17 protein-coding genes are annotated in these 15,601 nt (G+C 37.0%); 7 read left to right on the plus strand and 10 right to left on the minus strand.

Annotated elements, in window-relative coordinates:
* Window positions 1-98 precede the first annotated feature (98 nt).
* Both KTJ10_RS00905 and KTJ10_RS00910 read right to left on the minus strand, forming a co-directional pair.
* A complete protein-coding gene (locus KTJ10_RS00905; RefSeq protein WP_130119137.1) occupies window positions 99-689 on the minus strand; it encodes a YidB family protein in 591 nt (196 codons plus the stop codon).
* Window positions 690-788: 99 nt separating this feature from the next.
* Complete coding sequence (locus KTJ10_RS00910; RefSeq protein ID WP_130119136.1) at window positions 789-1,250, minus strand: DUF6231 family protein; 462 nt, start codon at window positions 1,248-1,250, stop codon at window positions 789-791.
* Window positions 1,251-1,289: 39 nt separating this feature from the next.
* Here KTJ10_RS00910 and KTJ10_RS00915 point away from each other — a divergent pair, with 39 nt between their 5' ends.
* Entirely contained in the window at window positions 1,290-2,159 is an 870-nt protein-coding gene (locus KTJ10_RS00915; protein ID WP_130119343.1) for a DUF2797 domain-containing protein, read from the plus strand.
* A gap of 35 nt (window positions 2,160-2,194) precedes the next feature.
* Here KTJ10_RS00915 and lpxB read toward each other — a convergent pair whose 3' ends face one another.
* Entirely contained in the window at window positions 2,195-3,370 is a 1,176-nt protein-coding gene (lpxB, locus tag KTJ10_RS00920; protein ID WP_130119135.1) for a lipid-A-disaccharide synthase, read from the minus strand.
* A 221-nt stretch (window positions 3,371-3,591) separates the two neighbouring features.
* Here lpxB and KTJ10_RS00925 point away from each other — a divergent pair, with 221 nt between their 5' ends.
* The 4 genes from KTJ10_RS00925 (at window position 3,592) to KTJ10_RS00940 (ending at window position 7,944) form a co-directional block, all read left to right on the plus strand.
* Window positions 3,592-5,751, plus strand: coding sequence for a TonB-dependent siderophore receptor (locus KTJ10_RS00925; protein ID WP_130119134.1), 2,160 nt, complete (start codon window positions 3,592-3,594; stop codon window positions 5,749-5,751).
* A gap of 66 nt (window positions 5,752-5,817) precedes the next feature.
* Window positions 5,818-6,117: a hypothetical protein gene (locus KTJ10_RS00930; RefSeq protein ID WP_213074767.1), complete on the plus strand. Its 300-nt coding sequence runs from the start codon at window positions 5,818-5,820 to the stop codon at window positions 6,115-6,117.
* Window positions 6,110-7,666, plus strand: a complete 1,557-nt coding sequence (locus KTJ10_RS00935; RefSeq protein ID WP_262441123.1) for a PepSY-associated TM helix domain-containing protein — start codon at window positions 6,110-6,112, stop codon at window positions 7,664-7,666. Before KTJ10_RS00930 ends, KTJ10_RS00935 begins: the two co-directional genes overlap by 8 nt.
* Entirely contained in the window at window positions 7,663-7,944 is a 282-nt protein-coding gene (locus tag KTJ10_RS00940) for a hypothetical protein (RefSeq protein ID WP_033849947.1), read from the plus strand. The genes KTJ10_RS00935 and KTJ10_RS00940 overlap by 4 nt, the downstream gene beginning before the upstream one ends.
* On the opposite strand, the gene KTJ10_RS00945 is transcribed toward KTJ10_RS00940, so the two are convergent.
* Window positions 7,919-8,035 (minus strand): hypothetical protein, encoded by a 117-nt coding sequence (locus tag KTJ10_RS00945; protein WP_262441124.1) that lies wholly within the window; start codon window positions 8,033-8,035, stop codon window positions 7,919-7,921. The genes KTJ10_RS00940 and KTJ10_RS00945 overlap by 26 nt on opposite strands.
* 61 nt (window positions 8,036-8,096) lie before the next feature.
* Between KTJ10_RS00945 and KTJ10_RS00950 the strand changes: the two genes are divergently transcribed.
* Both KTJ10_RS00950 and KTJ10_RS00955 read left to right on the plus strand, forming a co-directional pair.
* Entirely contained in the window at window positions 8,097-8,984 is an 888-nt protein-coding gene (locus KTJ10_RS00950; protein WP_033849945.1) for a sulfite exporter TauE/SafE family protein, read from the plus strand.
* Window positions 8,985-9,080: 96 nt separating this feature from the next.
* The gene (locus tag KTJ10_RS00955) at window positions 9,081-10,190 is read left to right on the plus strand and encodes a 3-deoxy-7-phosphoheptulonate synthase (protein ID WP_017482234.1); all 1,110 of its coding nucleotides are present in this window, start codon (window positions 9,081-9,083) and stop codon (window positions 10,188-10,190) included.
* Between the two features lie 73 nt (window positions 10,191-10,263).
* On the opposite strand, the gene KTJ10_RS00960 is transcribed toward KTJ10_RS00955, so the two are convergent.
* The 6 genes from KTJ10_RS00960 to KTJ10_RS00985 form a co-directional block, all read right to left on the minus strand.
* Window positions 10,264-11,007, minus strand: coding sequence for an adenosylcobinamide-GDP ribazoletransferase (locus tag KTJ10_RS00960; RefSeq protein ID WP_262441125.1), 744 nt, complete (start codon window positions 11,005-11,007; stop codon window positions 10,264-10,266).
* Window positions 11,008-11,113: 106 nt separating this feature from the next.
* A complete protein-coding gene (locus KTJ10_RS00965) occupies window positions 11,114-12,682 on the minus strand; it encodes a histidine-type phosphatase (protein WP_262441126.1) in 1,569 nt (522 codons plus the stop codon).
* Window positions 12,683-12,806: 124 nt separating this feature from the next.
* Entirely contained in the window at window positions 12,807-13,406 is a 600-nt protein-coding gene (locus tag KTJ10_RS00970; RefSeq protein ID WP_262441127.1) for a histidine phosphatase family protein, read from the minus strand.
* Window positions 13,399-14,454 (minus strand): nicotinate-nucleotide--dimethylbenzimidazole phosphoribosyltransferase, encoded by a 1,056-nt coding sequence (gene cobT, locus KTJ10_RS00975; RefSeq protein ID WP_262441128.1) that lies wholly within the window; start codon window positions 14,452-14,454, stop codon window positions 13,399-13,401. The genes KTJ10_RS00970 and cobT overlap by 8 nt, the downstream gene beginning before the upstream one ends.
* Before the next feature lies 1 nt (window position 14,455).
* Window positions 14,456-14,974 carry a bifunctional adenosylcobinamide kinase/adenosylcobinamide-phosphate guanylyltransferase gene (gene cobU / locus KTJ10_RS00980; protein ID WP_262441129.1) on the minus strand — a complete coding sequence of 173 codons (519 nt, stop codon included), beginning with the start codon at window positions 14,972-14,974 and terminating at the stop codon, window positions 14,456-14,458.
* Complete coding sequence (locus KTJ10_RS00985) at window positions 14,962-15,588, minus strand: 2'-5' RNA ligase family protein (RefSeq protein ID WP_262441130.1); 627 nt, start codon at window positions 15,586-15,588, stop codon at window positions 14,962-14,964. The genes cobU and KTJ10_RS00985 overlap by 13 nt, the downstream gene beginning before the upstream one ends.
* Window positions 15,589-15,601 lie beyond the last annotated feature (13 nt).

A 15,601-nucleotide genomic window follows, 5' to 3' on the forward strand; every position in this document is an offset into this window, starting at 1 on the left:
TTGATTCAAATCTAAAATAAAAGGGCTAACGCCCTTTTATTTTATTATTCAGTTTTAAAAAGCCGATATTTTTATATCGGCTTTTTTTACTTTGTAGCTTACTTTAAGAAACCACTTACCAGATTCATAACGTTTTGAATATCTTGGTTGGCTTCTTGATGGTCAGTACTATCACCTTGAGGTGTTAACGAGTCAATGACTTGAGGTAAGACGGAAGCAATTGCACCATAAACTTGTTCTTTTGGCGCTTGAGCTTGAGCAGCAACTTGTTCAATGTCAGCCGGATTAAATAAACTCTGCAATTGTTGAGTTGGAATTTCGCTATTAGTTTGATTTGGGTCAACCCAACTTTGAACTTGGCTACCTAAACCAGCACCTTTTAGCTTTTCCAAAGCAGCCTGCAAACCGCCTTGTTGCTGTACCCAGCCCAAAATTAAAGGCACAACTGCAATTAATAAACTTTGAACGCCGCCACCTGCTTGAGGTGTATTATTATTTCCAGTCACTTGACCTAATACAGAACCTAATACTCCTCCAAGACCACCTTGAGTGCCAGAAGAAGGATTACCCCCCATTTGTCCTAGTACTGAACCTAAAATTCCACCTAAACCGCCTTGACCTGATGCTTGCTGATTTCCACCTAAAGCCTGTTTAGCTAAAACTTCTACAATGTTGCTTAAATTTGTCATGAGTAACTCTTATGTATGGTTTATACATGAGCATACGCGGATTCTTGTTAAGACAGCAAAAGCCAAATTGTTAAATTTTGAAAGAGATTTAAAGCCCTTTTACCAGCGGAATTTATTCCAGTTTTCCGGGTTTGCCCAGAACTTTGAATTAAACCAATCCGGTACATGTTTATAGGTCAAGATGTTAAATTGCCATAAGGCGAAATCACTATCATGTGAAGTTTTATCAATCAGTTGCGTAAAACCTAAAGAACGTAATAATTGCTCATGACTGCGCTTGCTCACGACAACAATACGTTTTGCTAATAAATCTCTTAGCTTTACTAATAATTGGGATTTTTGCACATCGCTAATGTTTTGCATTTCATCAGTATCAAACAATACAAAACCCAAATCATAACGCTGGGTAAAAGGCAGACTTAAAAGCTCAGTTACGGTAAAATAGTGCCATTGAATTGCGTTATTCTGGTCAATTTTCTGGCCAATACAAAGTGCAGTATGAATGGGCTGTTCATTTGATAAATCGTCTAGCATAGAAGTGATGACATTTTGTTCAGCCATAACTGCAACCCTTAATTGAAAGATGTGAGTTTAAACTTTATGGAACTACAAGGCATTTGCCATAAAATGCATGCAGGCCTAAAAGATGCTAGTGTAACTGATCAACAGACAACCAAGGCAAATGTTGAATACAAATTTGTATTAGACCGTTCAGAAATTGATCTTCCTTTTAATTTAGGACAAGAACTAGAAATCGAATGGACAGGTAATATTTATTGCACCTCTTGTGGCGTTAAAACACCCAAGTCTTATTCTCAAGGTCACTGCTTTAAATGTTTTAAAACCAAAGCAGAATGTGACCTTTGCATTATGAAACCTGAAACATGTCACTATCATTTAGGTACGTGTCGTGAAGATGACTTTGCCCATAGCGTTTGTTTCCAACCACATATTGTATATTTGGCAAATTCAAGTGCTTTAAAAGTGGGTATTACTCGTGTTAGCCATATGCCAGGTCGTTGGTTAGATCAAGGTGCAACTCAAGCCTTACCTATTTTAAAAGTTGGATCACGCCGTTTATCTGGTCAGCTTGAAACTATGTTTGGTTCTTTAATTGCTGATAAAACTGACTGGCGCAAACTCCTCAAGGGTGAAGCTGAACCTTTAAATATGGTTGAACAGCGTGATCAGTTAATTGAAGAGTTTGCACCTAAAATTCAATCTATTCGTGAAGAATTTAGTCAAAACCTTGAATTTAACGAAACGGTTGAGCTATTAGAAAGTGAATTGCCACGTGAGTTTGTTTATCCAGTTGAACAATATCCTGAAAAAATTAAATCTCTAAACCTCGATAAAACACCGAAAATTCGCGGTGTATTACAAGGTATTAAAGGTCAATATCTAATTTTTGATATCGGTGTTATCAATATTCGTAAATATACGGGTTACGAGCTGATTGTACGTGCTTAAGTAGATTTAAAAAGCCCCTAAAAATGGGGCTTTTTTTACTTTCCAAATACTTTTAGGATTGCTTGGACTGGATCTTCTGTATTTCCAGAAATAAGCTGTTTATGCATGGTTAAATGTTGCATCACTTGAATTTGAGCAGTTTCCACATTCATCAATTTTTCTATTTCAGCTGCTAAATTTTCAGGTGTTGCATCGCCTTGAATCAGCTCCTCAATCACTTTTTTACCCGCAATAATATTAGGCAAAGAATAATAAGGAATTTTTACCAAGAATTTAGCAATTAAATAAGTTAACCAGTGCAATTTATAGAAAGTAACCATCGGTCGATGCATCAGCATTGCTTCTAATGTTGCAGTCCCAGAAGCTAAAGCAATGATATCACTTGCATTCATGACCATACGACCAATTTTTGATTCACTATCAGTATTTTCTAAAATATGAATTTTTACTTTTAACTGCGGCGCTAATTGTTCAACACCCTGCTCAATCTGTTGTTTACGAGCATCATTAATTGCCGGAATTAAAAATTGAATATCAGGATATTTGGTATGCAAAATATTGGCAGCTCCCAACAGCATAGGAAGAAGTCGCTCTACTTCACCTTTGCGGCTACCAGGCAATAAGGCAATATGCTTCTGATTTTCATCAATACCCAATTGTTGTTTGGCAATTTGAATTGGGTTCTCAAGTGGTAATTGTTTTGCTAACGGATGTCCTACAAATGCTGCTGGAACTTCATATCGTTCATAGAAGACTTTTTCAAAAGGAAATAAGCAAAGTACTAAATCTATACTTTGTTTGATGCCATGAACTCGGCCTTGACGCCACGCCCAAACTGAAGGACTTACATATTGAACAGTTTTTATGGGAAGATTCTTTTCTTTAATACTTTTAGAAAGTCTGAGATTAAAGTCTGGCGCATCAATACCAATAAAAATATCAACCGGATGTTGAGTCCATTGGTTAATTAAACCATCACGTACAGCGAATAGTTTTTTTAAGTCTTTTAAGACCTCAACAATCCCCATCACAGATAGAGTTTCCATTGGGTAATAACTGTTAAAACCTTCATCAATCATTTGAGGACCACCGATTCCCTCAAATTCGGCATCGATTCCCTGTTCTCGAAAACTACGCATAAGTTTCACACCAAGCGTATCTCCAGAAACTTCCCCAACTACAATGCCTATTTTAAGTTTTCGGTTTGCCAAGGCGATTTACCCAAGAATTTGAAATAATGCATTCTAGCATAGAGGTTTCCCAATCTTGAACTCGAAAGAAATCTAGGTATTAAAAGTAAGCAAGGAGTCTTACTATCTAAAATTGCATTCATCCAACACCTTTTAATCTAAATTAACAATGCAATTTGAATTGTAGCTTACATTTACAAACAATAAAATAAATGAGAATTATTTACATTATCTTTAATCTTATGAATATCCCACCTCGACCATTTAAGCTTACCGTAATCGCCTGCGCGATTTGTTATGCAAACCTCTCTTATGCTCAAAACTCAGAGGTACAAGCTTTACAGACGATTCAAGTTAAAGCATCAAATGCTGAACAGTCTTCTGAACAAACCAAAGCATATAATGTTAAGAACTCGAGTAGCGCAACCAAGCTTGATATTGAGGCTAAAGAAACTCCTCAAACCATTAACGTCGTTACTCGTCAGCAAATAGAAGATTTTGGTCTTACTAGTACTCGCGATGTTTTAAAAAACACCCCTGGTGTAACCGTCTCTAATCAAGAAACCGAGCGAACTACTTATATGGCTCGTGGCTTTGAGATTTCAAATATTTTGACTGACGGCGTGGGCTTTCCCCTCTCAGGTTATAACTACAACAACACTAACCCTGATACCTACTTTTACGATCGTGTAGAAGTGGTTAAAGGAGCTGACTCTTTAACTAATGCCTTTGGCGATCCGAGTGCAACCATCAATAATATTCGAAAACGTCCAACCCAAGAATTCCAAGCAAGTGGCGGCCTAAGTTATGGCTCTTGGGATACGCAGCGTTATGAAGCTGATGTTTCTGGTGCGATTATACCAAGTGGAAAAGTACGTGGCCGTATTATGGGCTATGAGCAAACCGGTGATTCTTACATTGACCGATATTCTTCAGAAAAAAATGGTTTCGCAGGTATTGTTGAAGCTGATTTAACAGATAGTACTTTACTCACCGTAGGCTATAGCCAAGAACAAAATAAACCCAATGCAAACAACTGGGGTTCGCTGCCTTTGTTAGATGCCAATGGTAAGCAGATTTCATATGATCGCTCATATAATCCAAACCCTGACTGGGCGCACTGGGATAATGAGACACAAAATGCTTTTGTTGAATTAAAACAAAAAATTAATGACCTATGGACGGCTAAACTGACTTATAACTATCTTGATACCAAGCATAATAGTCGTCTTCTTTATTATTATGGATATCCCAAAGCTGATGGTTCTGATGTTGCTTTAACAGCTTGGGGAGGACAAGAACATCAAGAAAAACATGCTGTCGATTTTAATCTTGAAGGGAGCTATAAGCTTTTTAACCAAGAACATGAGGCAACTTTAGGCTACAGCTACGTACGTAACCATCAGCAAGATAAACAATCTTCAGGTTTTATTAACGATGCTAATATTTTGAATGATTACTCTCAAGGATATTTACGCCAGCTCACGACAAATTGGGCAAGCTGGACACCGCAATCTATAACTTGGTCAGATTTTACAGAAGCTGCAAACTATAAACAGAATATTAACTCCATCTATGCTGCGACGCGCTTACATCTTAATAAAGATTTAAAACTTTTACTTGGTGCAAACTATGTACAGGCTGAAAGTAAAGGTGAAAGTTATGGTTCTCCAATGTCATATAGTGAAAGTAAAGTCTCACCATATGTTGGACTAACCTATAACTTTACACCTGAATATACAGGTTATATGAGTTACACCTCAATTTTCCGTCCTCAAACTGGTATTGATAAAAATACCAATCAAGCTTTAAAACCTATTGATGGTAAAAGCTATGAAATGGGCGTAAAAAGTTCATGGCTAGATGACCGTTTAACAGGAACACTTTCAGTATTTAAAACTGAACAAAATAATTACCCTTTACGCAGCTCTGATGGAAATCCACTTAACCGCAAAGTACCCACGAGTGATTTAGAGTCACAAGGTGTAGAGGTCGGTCTATCAGGTCAAATTACTGATAACGTAAATCTTTCTTTCGGCTATGCTCAATTTAGTATTAAAGATACTAAAAATGGTGGTGAGGCGAGAACATACAATCCAAACCAGACACTTAACTTGCTAACTACCTACACTCCGCCAGTTTTACCTAAGCTAAAAGTTGGTGCAGGTTTACAATGGCAAGATGGAATAAAGTTATATGATTCAAATGTAAACAGTACGATCAAACAAGATGCATATGCTTTAGTCAATTTAATGGCGAGCTATGAAGTCAATGATCATATTACGCTTCAAGCAAATGGTAATAATATTTTTGACAAGAAATATTTAAATAGTTTCCCAGATGGGCAAGCTTTTTATGGAGCTCCAGCCAACTATACAGTTGCTGTAAAGTTTAAATATTAATACCGTAGCCAATCCCAATTTAGGGATTGGCTTTACTTATTATTCTTTGTTTATGTGCCAATAAAGATGTCCAAAACTGTAAATCTCCCTATGTCATATCGTATAAAAATTTTCTATCGATTCTTGTTAGTTTTCGGTATGGGCTTTGCCTGTATGGCATATTTAAGTCTTGGACTCACCAGAATTTTCCTTTTGAATCTGGACAAAGCTGAGGCTATCTATCTCTCAGCATTTATAGCGATTTTATTTTACGTAGTCTTTGTGATTGTTGGGTTCTGCATACAATCATTATTGCGACTGACCATTCTATCAATCGCGCTATTAGCCCTTTTCTTTATTGTGACACGGACGGTAGGTTATGCATAAAGGTATACGTCAATCTATGGCATGGCTACACTCATGGACTGGCTTAATTTTTGGATGGCTTGTGTTTGCCATTTTCTTAATGGGAAGTTTGTCCTACTACCGCCATGAAATTAATTTATGGATGCAACCGGCGCTTGCGCAATATGAAGTAAAGCAAGATATTGCTATTAAAACAGCCTATCAATATTTACAAAAAAACGCTCCAGACGCCAAATCTTGGTATTTAACTGTTGCAACACCAGAAAGTCCGGTCAACACCATGTATTGGGAAAAAGCTGACGGCGGTTATGGCAATACCACACTTGATGCTAACACGGGAAAAGAGCTTCAACTTTCGGCGACCTTAGGCGGCGATTTTTTTTACCGCTTCCATTACCAACTTTTTGGAGTTCCAATAATAATTGGGCGATTAGTCGTATGTCTTGCCGCATTTATTATGCTGATTGCTTTGGTGTCAGGCATTATTACTCATAAAAAAATATTCACTGACTTTTTTACTTTACGTACATTTAAGTCTCAGCGTTCATGGTTAGACTTTCATAATATTTCTTCAGTCGTTGCTCTGCCCTTCTTTTTAACCATTACATTTACAGGCTTAGCTATTTTCTTTTATTTATATCTGCCTTGGGGAATGCAAAAGCTTTACCCTGAAAACCCGTATCAATATTTTACCGAAATCCGCACAAAGACTATGCTTGAGAATCAATCGATTCAACCTGCTCAAAACTTAGCTATTGAGAAGCTGCTGAGCCAGGTTCAACAAAGTTGGGGCAAACAACCTTTATCAACAATGAGTGTGAAAAATCCAAATACGAACCAAGCTCAAATTACATTTATTCAAAAAGAAGACCGCACTATTACTCGAAATCAGCCTCAAATTACATTAAATGCTTCAACTGGCAAAGTTTTAGAAGACACACGTAATAATAGTCCTATTGCAACGTTAAATGCGGGTGTCTATGGGCTACATATGGCAACATTTGCTCAGCCTGTACTTCGTTTAGGATTCTTTTTCTCTGGCATTCTTGGCTGTGTAATGATTGCCTCTGGTTTGTTACTTTGGAGTCTTAAACGCCAAATTCAAAATAAAAATAGTCAGTTTCATTTCGGACACTATTTAGTTGACCGTTTAAATGTTACAGCGTTTGTTGGCTTACCTTGTGCAACTGTCGCCTATTTAAGCGCCAATCGATTGTTTACAGTTACGTCAACCACGATCAATCATGAAGTTTATAGCTTTTTCTTAGTTTGGTTAATCAGCTTGATCATTGCTTTATTCACTAAAAAGCAGCATTTGTGGCGAACTCAACTTTGCGTTTTTATTATGCTCAGTATTGCACTTCCCATCTTAAATCTAAGTTACTTACTTAAACATGAGTATGTTCAAAGCCTCAGAGATTATTGGACCTTTGGACGTGTAGATGTATTTTTGTGGATCTTTGCAGCATTAGCCATTTTTATATTCTGCAAAATTCAACCTATCCAGCATAAAGCTGTCGCAAAAATTCAAAAAAAGCTGAATAAACTAAATACTGAGGTGAGCTCATGATTCTTATAGCGTTCATCTTAATTTTATTAGGTATGTACTTGTTATTTATGGCGAGCGAAAAATATCGATCGCCGAAATCGACAGGTCATTTCAAATCGTTAGCTCAAAAGTATTACCGGCACTTCAAAATAGCCGCATTTATATTATTTGGTTTGTGTGCATTTATTCTTATTCAACAATATAAATTTTCAATTGGTTTTGTCAGTTGGTGGATCTTTGCAACGCCATTAACTTTTCTTCTTATACTTTTAATTAATCCACTAAAGTCATCAAAATAATCATTTTCTTAAAAAAATGATGAAAAATAGTACAAGCTAAGCAAAATTTTCGTTGCTTAGCTGTTTTTTGCATAAGTAAATCATTATTCATGACAACTGTTTATCTCTAAAAGGAATAAGATATCTGCGTTTCGTGATAAGTGGCGATAAAGATGTCTGGTGCTTTTGAATTTATCTTAGCGGGTATGTTAGTTGGTTTCTGTGTAGGGATTACAGGAGTTGGTGGTGGATCATTAATGACACCAATTTTAATTGGTCTTTTTAGAATTGAACCACATATCGCGATTGGTACCGATTTACTTTATGCTGCAATCTCAAAATTTTGTGGATCAATGGTTCACGCTAGAAAACTCAATATTGTCTGGCCAATTGTTTTATGGTTGGCTGTAGGTAGTATTCCTGCATCTTTCGGTACCGCATGGGTACTTGAGCATTATTTAAGTCAGTCAACACACTATAAAGCTGTATTAACTATGGTACTAGGCTTTATGTTGACCTTAACTGGTGTTTCCATCATTTTCCGTACTCGTATTGAGAAATTCTTTAATAAATTCAGAAATAAAGAAGTCGCTCAAACTGAAAATGAACAGTTGGCAATCCATAAAAAACGTAGCTTTATCGTGATTATGGGCATCATTTTAGGTGTATTCGTAACCCTTTCATCTGTTGGTGCGGGTGCATTCGGGATCATGGCACTTGTGATTATGTTCCCGAACTTGCCTATGATCCGAATTATTGGGTCGGATGTTGTACATGCAGTATTACTTACCTTAGTAGCTGGCCTTGGGCACATGAGTGCTGGTAACGTCGACTTTACCCTTCTGATGTGGTTATTGGTGGGTTCGATTCCAGCAATTATTATTGGAACATTAATTAGCTCTCGTATGCCTGAACGTTTAATCCGAAAAATTCTAGGGATTACCCTATTTGCCCTCGGTGTTAACTTTATGGTTCATCCAGTCAAAGCAAAACCGAAAGCACCTGTGGTACAACAACAAGCAGTAGTTGCCGAAAAAACAGGCAACTCGACTGAAAGATAGTAAAATCAATAGGATTTTTCCAATCTGAAATACCATGAGATGTAGTATTTTCATAATTATTTCATGGTATATTCAGTACACAAAACAACCTTTAGTATGATCGAACCAGTGACAGCAATGACTACACATTCAAATTCCGTTTCAAAGCCAGATATCGACGACGTTAATATTAAAAGCATTCAAACTCTTGTAACACCAAATGAGCTTAAGTCAGAACTTCCTTTATCTGATGTTGCTTCGCAAACTGTTCTAAAAGGCCGCGAAACTATTCGTAATATTTTAGATGGTTCAGATAAACGTTTGTTTGTTGTTATTGGTCCTTGCTCTATTCACGACCCAAAAGCTGCTCACGAATATGCTGATCGCTTAAAAGCGCTAAGCGAAAAGGTTAAAGATACTCTATATCTAGTTATGCGTGTTTATTTTGAAAAACCACGTACAACAATTGGTTGGAAAGGCCTAATCAATGACCCTGATATGAATGACTCATTTAATATCGAAAAAGGTTTACGTATTGGCCGTAAACTCTTGCTTGAGTTAAATGAAAAAGGTTTGCCATGTGCAACTGAAGCACTCGACCCTAACTCTCCACAGTACTACCAAGACTTAATTTCATGGTCTGCAATTGGCGCACGTACAACCGAGAGCCAAACTCACCGTGAAATGTCTTCTGGTCTATCTTCACCAGTTGGTTTTAAAAATGGTACAGATGGTGGTTTAACTGTTGCAACCAATGCGATGCAATCTGTTAAATATGGTCATAGTTTCTTGGGTCTAAACGAAGACGGCCAAGTTTCAATTATTAATACAAATGGTAACCCTTATGCACACGTTGTATTACGTGGTGGTAACGGTAAACCAAACTATGATGCAGGCTCGGTTGCAGAAGCAGAAAATGCTTTAGCAAAAGCTAAAGTGAGCAACAAAATCATGATTGATGCGAGCCATGCTAATTCAAATAAAGACCCGTACTTACAACCACTTGTTCTTAAAAATATTACTGAACAAATTTTAGATGGTAATAAGTCAATCGTAGGTATTATGGTTGAGAGTCATCTAAAAGGTGGACGCCAAGATATTCCAGATAATCTTTGTGATTTAGAATATGGTAAATCAGTAACTGATGGTTGTATCGATTGGGAAACTACTGAAAAGACCTTGCTTGAAATGCATGAAGCTTTAAAAGATGTTTTACCAAACCGCTAATTCATCTTTTTAAGATTGAAAATTAAGCCCTCATTTTTTTGAGGGCTTTTTTATTTTTGGATGGATCTCAAAATTAAACTAAATAAAAATAACTCAAAACAAAAGCAAAAAGCAGCACGGTTTCACTAATCTCAATTGCTGCACCAACAGTATCCCCCGTAATACCACCAATTCTTTTTACAAACAGATGTCTTAAATAAATGAGACTTATTAAAAAACTAATGATGGCAATAAGCCCTTGCAACTCCCAATACAAAGGTAATAGTAGAACTAACCCAGTGATTATCCATGAGGCTGTTTTAGGTAAGTGATCAGTCAAAGAACGCCCTAAACCTTTTTCACGTACATATGGTGTAGTTAAGAATAAAATAGATGGCACCACACGCCCAAGGATAGGAACAAAGACTAAAAATAACGTTTGATGCTGTTCAATCAATACATAAACCAATGCGAGTTTAAGCAAACATATGATAACTAAGCTGAGGACTCCAATTGGGCCACAACTTGGATCCTTCATGATTTGTAAAGTACGTAGTTTGTCTCCAAAACCACCTATCCATGCATCGGCCGTATCTGCTAGCCCATCTAAATGCAGCCCACCTGTTAGCCAAATCCATAAAGTCATGATGATAGTTGCAAGCAAAATAACAGGTAATTTGGCAAAAAGACAGGCAACAATAAAAAGTATGCCGCCAATAATCAGACCGACTAGAGGATAAAACAAAATAGCTCGACCATTTTGTTGCGCCGTTGGTATAGTCTTTAACTCAATAGGCAGAACAGTTAAAAATTGCAATGCTATCCAAAAAGGTGTCATATCCAAGTCTCTAACTGATTTATATCTAAAAACAAATTGAATTATGAAGAAATAAAAATGGTAATAGCAATCCCTATTCCCATTAAAGACTTCAAAAACTGAAAATCTATTGCATTTGATAGCACTGTTTCAATTTCATGTAGTCGTAGTAAAAACTGGTTGGTGTGTAACGTGCATAATCACATGCAGATTTAAATAAAGTTTCCTTTTCGTTATAAAGCATTTTTACCAAAGTAGAGCCTTGGCTATTTTGATAAATATCCCACTGTACATTTGCCGCCATAGGTGAAACTACTTCACCACGCCATGTACTTGTTGAATAGTTATAAGTCTGGCGTAGTAGTAAAGGCTGCATCATATTATGCAAATCTAGGCTGGTTGCCAAAGGAATAATAATTTCAGCATGGGCAAAACGTAAAACGGCTTTGTAAGGTTGGGCTTTATTCACCACAGCATCAACTTGTTGGAACAGGTCCTGTTTGAGTCCTTGAGCAATTTTACTTGTGACCTGATTTGACTCTGTGAAACTTGGACCTTTTTCGTAAAAATCATTTGCATCATTAAATTCAGCATAAAATTTTGCAGCATCTAACGGCATATATTTATCAAAATTAATACCTTTCAACTCATCTTTCATCCCACCAGAAATTGAATAGAGCTCATAAATATAAGCTGCAGCATCAACAGCGCTGGCAATTGTATTTTTGCCCTTACCTTTTTCTGTAATTTGCTCACCTTTAGGTGAAGTGACTGTAAAAGATCCGGTGTTGCTAAAACTATAACCTGTTGTACCAAGTTTTTTAATAAAGTCTGCTTTAAAAATCGGGCTGAGCACTGTTTGAGCTGTTTTTTCAGCCTCGGTATTTTTCGATAACTCATCTAACTTTTGTGCTAAATCTTTATTATTTTCTTCAAAATCTTGATAGGCCTGGCTAGCATCATAAATTTTTTGTTGGCTAACACTCAGGGGTTGAGCTAAGTCTTCGTCTGCATTCAAACTATGAAAATAGAGTTTGAAACGATCAACGCCACCATCTTCAACACTTGGCACGCTTTCACTCGATAAATTGGTATAAGACAATGGAATAATTTTATCTTTCAGTGGCGGTCGTTGTTTGATGAGTTCAGCAGTGAAGAATTTTGCACTATCTACCGCACGATCTACTCCAGAACTTTGTACCAATATAGATGCTTGCGAATTTAAAAGAGTTGGTAAGCGTTGTAATAATCGGTCTGCAATGCCACGGTGTTCTAAAATACCTGTCATGGTTTCATTCCCATAACCGTACTGGCGGATCCCTTCCACGCCATAACCTAATAAGATATTTGCCTTCATCATGGCTTTTAAATCAACACCTAATTGCTCACCTAATGGTGTTAAGGCATTTTCTGATTTTGCCTGTTTCCATAAATTATAAAGTGCCAAATCATATTTCAGACTTGAGAGGCCTCTTGAACCGTGACGCGCCACTAGCTCTGTAAAAACTGGCTGGAATCCATTCGGTGCTTGTTCATAGTTTTTTATTTCTTGTTGAGGTTGGTAAGGTGTTTTTGTTTGATAATATTTTGATTGGTTTGTAGATGGTGCAGTTTGAGCTTCTTGATCATCATTATTGTTACACGCTATGAGTAATAGTGATGCGGCGAGCATAGTTGTTTTAAATAAAATATTCATAAGTCAGATGAGTAATTAATAAGAAATGCCAATAGCTTAGTTTTTAGGAGTGACAGTTCTATTACATAGACTTAAATATCTTCATAAAAATAACAACTTACAAGTATATAAAAATATAAAACTACTATCTTAACTTAAAAGTTAATTGACCATCTGTTTCAGAAAATTCGAGTGAATATAATTTTCCAAGCTCTGCTGGCATTTTAAGTAAGTCATCTAGAGGTTGTTGTTTAGCTAAACAAGCCAATAGCTTAATTACACCGCCGTGGGTAACAACCAATCCATGTTGCCAGTTTTGTTTTTGCATCTCTACAAGTAGTTCCTGAAAGCCTTTAAGAACCCTTGTTTGAAATTGCATTAATGTTTCTGCACGCGGTGGACAATATTGACTCGGTTTTTGCCAAAAATTTGCCAGTAATTCGGGTGAAGTTTCATAAATTTGCTGAGTTGAGACACCTTCCCACTCACCAAAATACATTTCTTTTAAGTCATGGTTTAAAAGTAAAGGTAGCTGAGTTGTCTTTGCAAGTTGCTCAGCAAAACAAACACAACGTTTTAATGTTGAACTTATAATGACATCCCATGACTGATTTGTAACTTGCTCAATGGTTGACTGCATTTGCTGCCAACCTTTTGCCGTTAACTCATCATCCAAATGTCCACGTAAAATATGGCTATACTGACTTTCGCCATGTCTGAGCAAATCAATTCTGAATTTACCCAATTTTATCCCCGCTTACAGCAGCTTGAGCAAATGTAGCCATCTGGTTGTGTAATACACATGCCATTTTAACTAATGCCAAAGCAGCGCCAGCCCCACTACCTTCACCTAAACGCAAATTCATTTTTAAAATCGGCTCAGCATTGAGTTCTTGTAAAATACGTCGGTGTCCATATTCTGCCGATTGATGGCCAAAAAGCATCCAGTCACGCACGTTAGAATTCATTCGTACTGCGCATAAAGCAGCGACCGAACTAATAAAACCATCGACAATGATAGGTAAGCCCACCTGCGCACAGCGAATGTAAGCACCGATAATTGCTGCAATTTCCAAACCACCCACAACACATAGTGTTTTGAATACATCACCAACAACATGTTTATGGTGAAGTTCAATTGCCTTTTCAATTACTTCAATTTTATGTCTTAACTGATCGGCACCAATTCCTGTACCAACTCCAGTTAATTGTTCGGCAGTATCATTTAATAAAAGACATGCTAAGGCAGAAGCAGAACAGGTATTTCCTATCCCCATTTCACCCGCAATATAAATATCTGCACCTTTAGATTTGGCCGTGTCTACGCTGTTTTTACCTAACTCTAAAGCAGCACGACATTCATCTGCATTCATTGCGGCTTGTTTGGCAAAATTTGCAGTGCCGGCACGAATACAATGACGTTCAACTCCGGTGTATTCGTATGCTTCACCTACGGTACCGCAATCAATCACTTGCAAATGAGCTTGATGATATTTAGCAAGTACACTAATTGCTGCACCACCAGTCGTGAAGTTTTGTAGCATTTGACGGGTAACGGCTTGAGGATATGCAGAAATATTTTCTTCAACCACGCCATGATCTCCAGCAAAAACTGTAATCCATGGATGGCTAACTTGCGGATGTACATTTGATTGCAAACTAGCAAGTTTGACTGCTATCAGTTCTAGATCACCTAAAGCTCCAGTAGGTTTAGTGAGTTGATGTTGATGTTGCTCAGCTTGTTGTTTTGTGTCCAAATCAGGTTGCTGTACAGTCTCTAACCACCAGTTCATTTTATTTCTCACCTTTTAAAATCATTGGAAAACCAGCCACACAAAACATAACCTTATCTGCAATTTGTCCTAGAGCTTGATGCAGTCTGCCTGCTTCATCGACAAATCGACGACTAATCTCACCGAGTGGGACAACGCCTAAACCAGTTTCATTACTTACTAAAATAATTTCTGACTGAAGCGTGGGTAAAACTTTTAATAGTTGCTCACATTCAAATTGTTGAACGTTTTGATCTTCTAAAAGTAACAAATTGGTTAGCCAAAGTGTTAAACAATCCACCAAAATAATTTGATTAGGGCGATCAATTTTTTGTAGAGCATTTGCTAAATATAATGGTTCTTCAACCAAAGACCAGTGAGCAGGACGTTGATTTTGATGGTGTTCAATTCGACTTTGCATTTCTGGGTCAAGCGCTTGCGCCGTAGCAACATAAGTCACAGCTAATTGCGTATTTATTGCTGTTTGTTCAGCCAGTCGGCTTTTGCCAGAACGGGCTCCACCCAAAATCAGTTGCAACATGAATCACCTAAGAACAAATGCTGAGATGGATATAACTTACCTTGTAAAGTTTGAGCTTGATAATAACCAAATGTTAAATGCTCGACTTTAAGATCAAATTCAGCGTGTTTGTATTGTACAGGTAATTGAGAAATTTTATGTAAAATCAAATCACTACTATAGTATTTTTTATACAACCCCAATGTAATGTGCGGACAATACTCTAAAGCCGCAATTTCATTAGAAACTAGGCTAAGTTTTTGGCGTATCTGAGATAAGATATTTTCGGTGTCTCGTATTTCTACAAATAAAGCACTACTAAAACTATCTACTGAACTAATTTTTAAATGAAACGGAGCAAAATCTTCTTTTCTTAAGATTTCTCTTTGCTGCTTAAATTCACCAAAACTAAAGTCATCACTATAAATTTTAGTTTCATGAATTAAGAATCCACATATAAATAATGTGACATGATATTGACGGCTATTGGGTTCTAATAAGAATTCTGAAAAATGCGCACGCAATTGATCTAGATAATGAACTAATTTCCGATCATTAATTTCTAGATACCATAAAGCGTAATTTTGACGCCCAAGGTGCCACTCAGGATAATCACGTATAGATGTTGGCACCATGAACCTCGAGGGT

It is taken from the genome of Acinetobacter sp. WU_MDCI_Abxc222, from assembly GCF_025514755.1.
GTDB classification, from domain to species: domain Bacteria; phylum Pseudomonadota; class Gammaproteobacteria; order Pseudomonadales; family Moraxellaceae; genus Acinetobacter; species Acinetobacter geminorum.

Bases quoted from the DNA above. Each gene is read 5' to 3' on its own strand.
- KTJ10_RS00905 (WP_130119137.1), bottom strand. From the start codon at position 689: ATGACAAATTTAAGCAACATTGTAGAAGTTTTAGCTAAACAGGCTTTA.
- KTJ10_RS00910 (WP_130119136.1), bottom strand. From the start codon at position 1,250: ATGGCTGAACAAAATGTCATCACTTCTATGCTAGACGATTTATCAAAT.
- KTJ10_RS00915 (WP_130119343.1), top strand. From the start codon at position 1,290: ATGGAACTACAAGGCATTTGCCATAAAATGCATGCAGGCCTAAAAGAT.
- KTJ10_RS00925 (WP_130119134.1), top strand. From the start codon at position 3,592: ATGAATATCCCACCTCGACCATTTAAGCTTACCGTAATCGCCTGCGCG.
- KTJ10_RS00930 (WP_213074767.1), top strand. From the start codon at position 5,818: ATGTCCAAAACTGTAAATCTCCCTATGTCATATCGTATAAAAATTTTC.
- KTJ10_RS00935 (WP_262441123.1), top strand. From the start codon at position 6,110: ATGCATAAAGGTATACGTCAATCTATGGCATGGCTACACTCATGGACT.
- KTJ10_RS00940 (WP_033849947.1), top strand. From the start codon at position 7,663: ATGATTCTTATAGCGTTCATCTTAATTTTATTAGGTATGTACTTGTTA.
- KTJ10_RS00945 (WP_262441124.1), bottom strand. From the start codon at position 8,035: ATGAATAATGATTTACTTATGCAAAAAACAGCTAAGCAACGAAAATTT.
- KTJ10_RS00950 (WP_033849945.1), top strand. From the start codon at position 8,097: ATGTCTGGTGCTTTTGAATTTATCTTAGCGGGTATGTTAGTTGGTTTC.
- KTJ10_RS00955 (WP_017482234.1), top strand. From the start codon at position 9,081: ATGATCGAACCAGTGACAGCAATGACTACACATTCAAATTCCGTTTCA.
- KTJ10_RS00960 (WP_262441125.1), bottom strand. From the start codon at position 11,007: ATGACACCTTTTTGGATAGCATTGCAATTTTTAACTGTTCTGCCTATT.
- KTJ10_RS00965 (WP_262441126.1), bottom strand. From the start codon at position 12,682: ATGAATATTTTATTTAAAACAACTATGCTCGCCGCATCACTATTACTC.
- cobT (WP_262441128.1), bottom strand. From the start codon at position 14,454: ATGAACTGGTGGTTAGAGACTGTACAGCAACCTGATTTGGACACAAAA.
- cobU (WP_262441129.1), bottom strand. From the start codon at position 14,974: ATGTTGCAACTGATTTTGGGTGGAGCCCGTTCTGGCAAAAGCCGACTG.
- KTJ10_RS00985 (WP_262441130.1), bottom strand. From the start codon at position 15,588: ATGGTGCCAACATCTATACGTGATTATCCTGAGTGGCACCTTGGGCGT.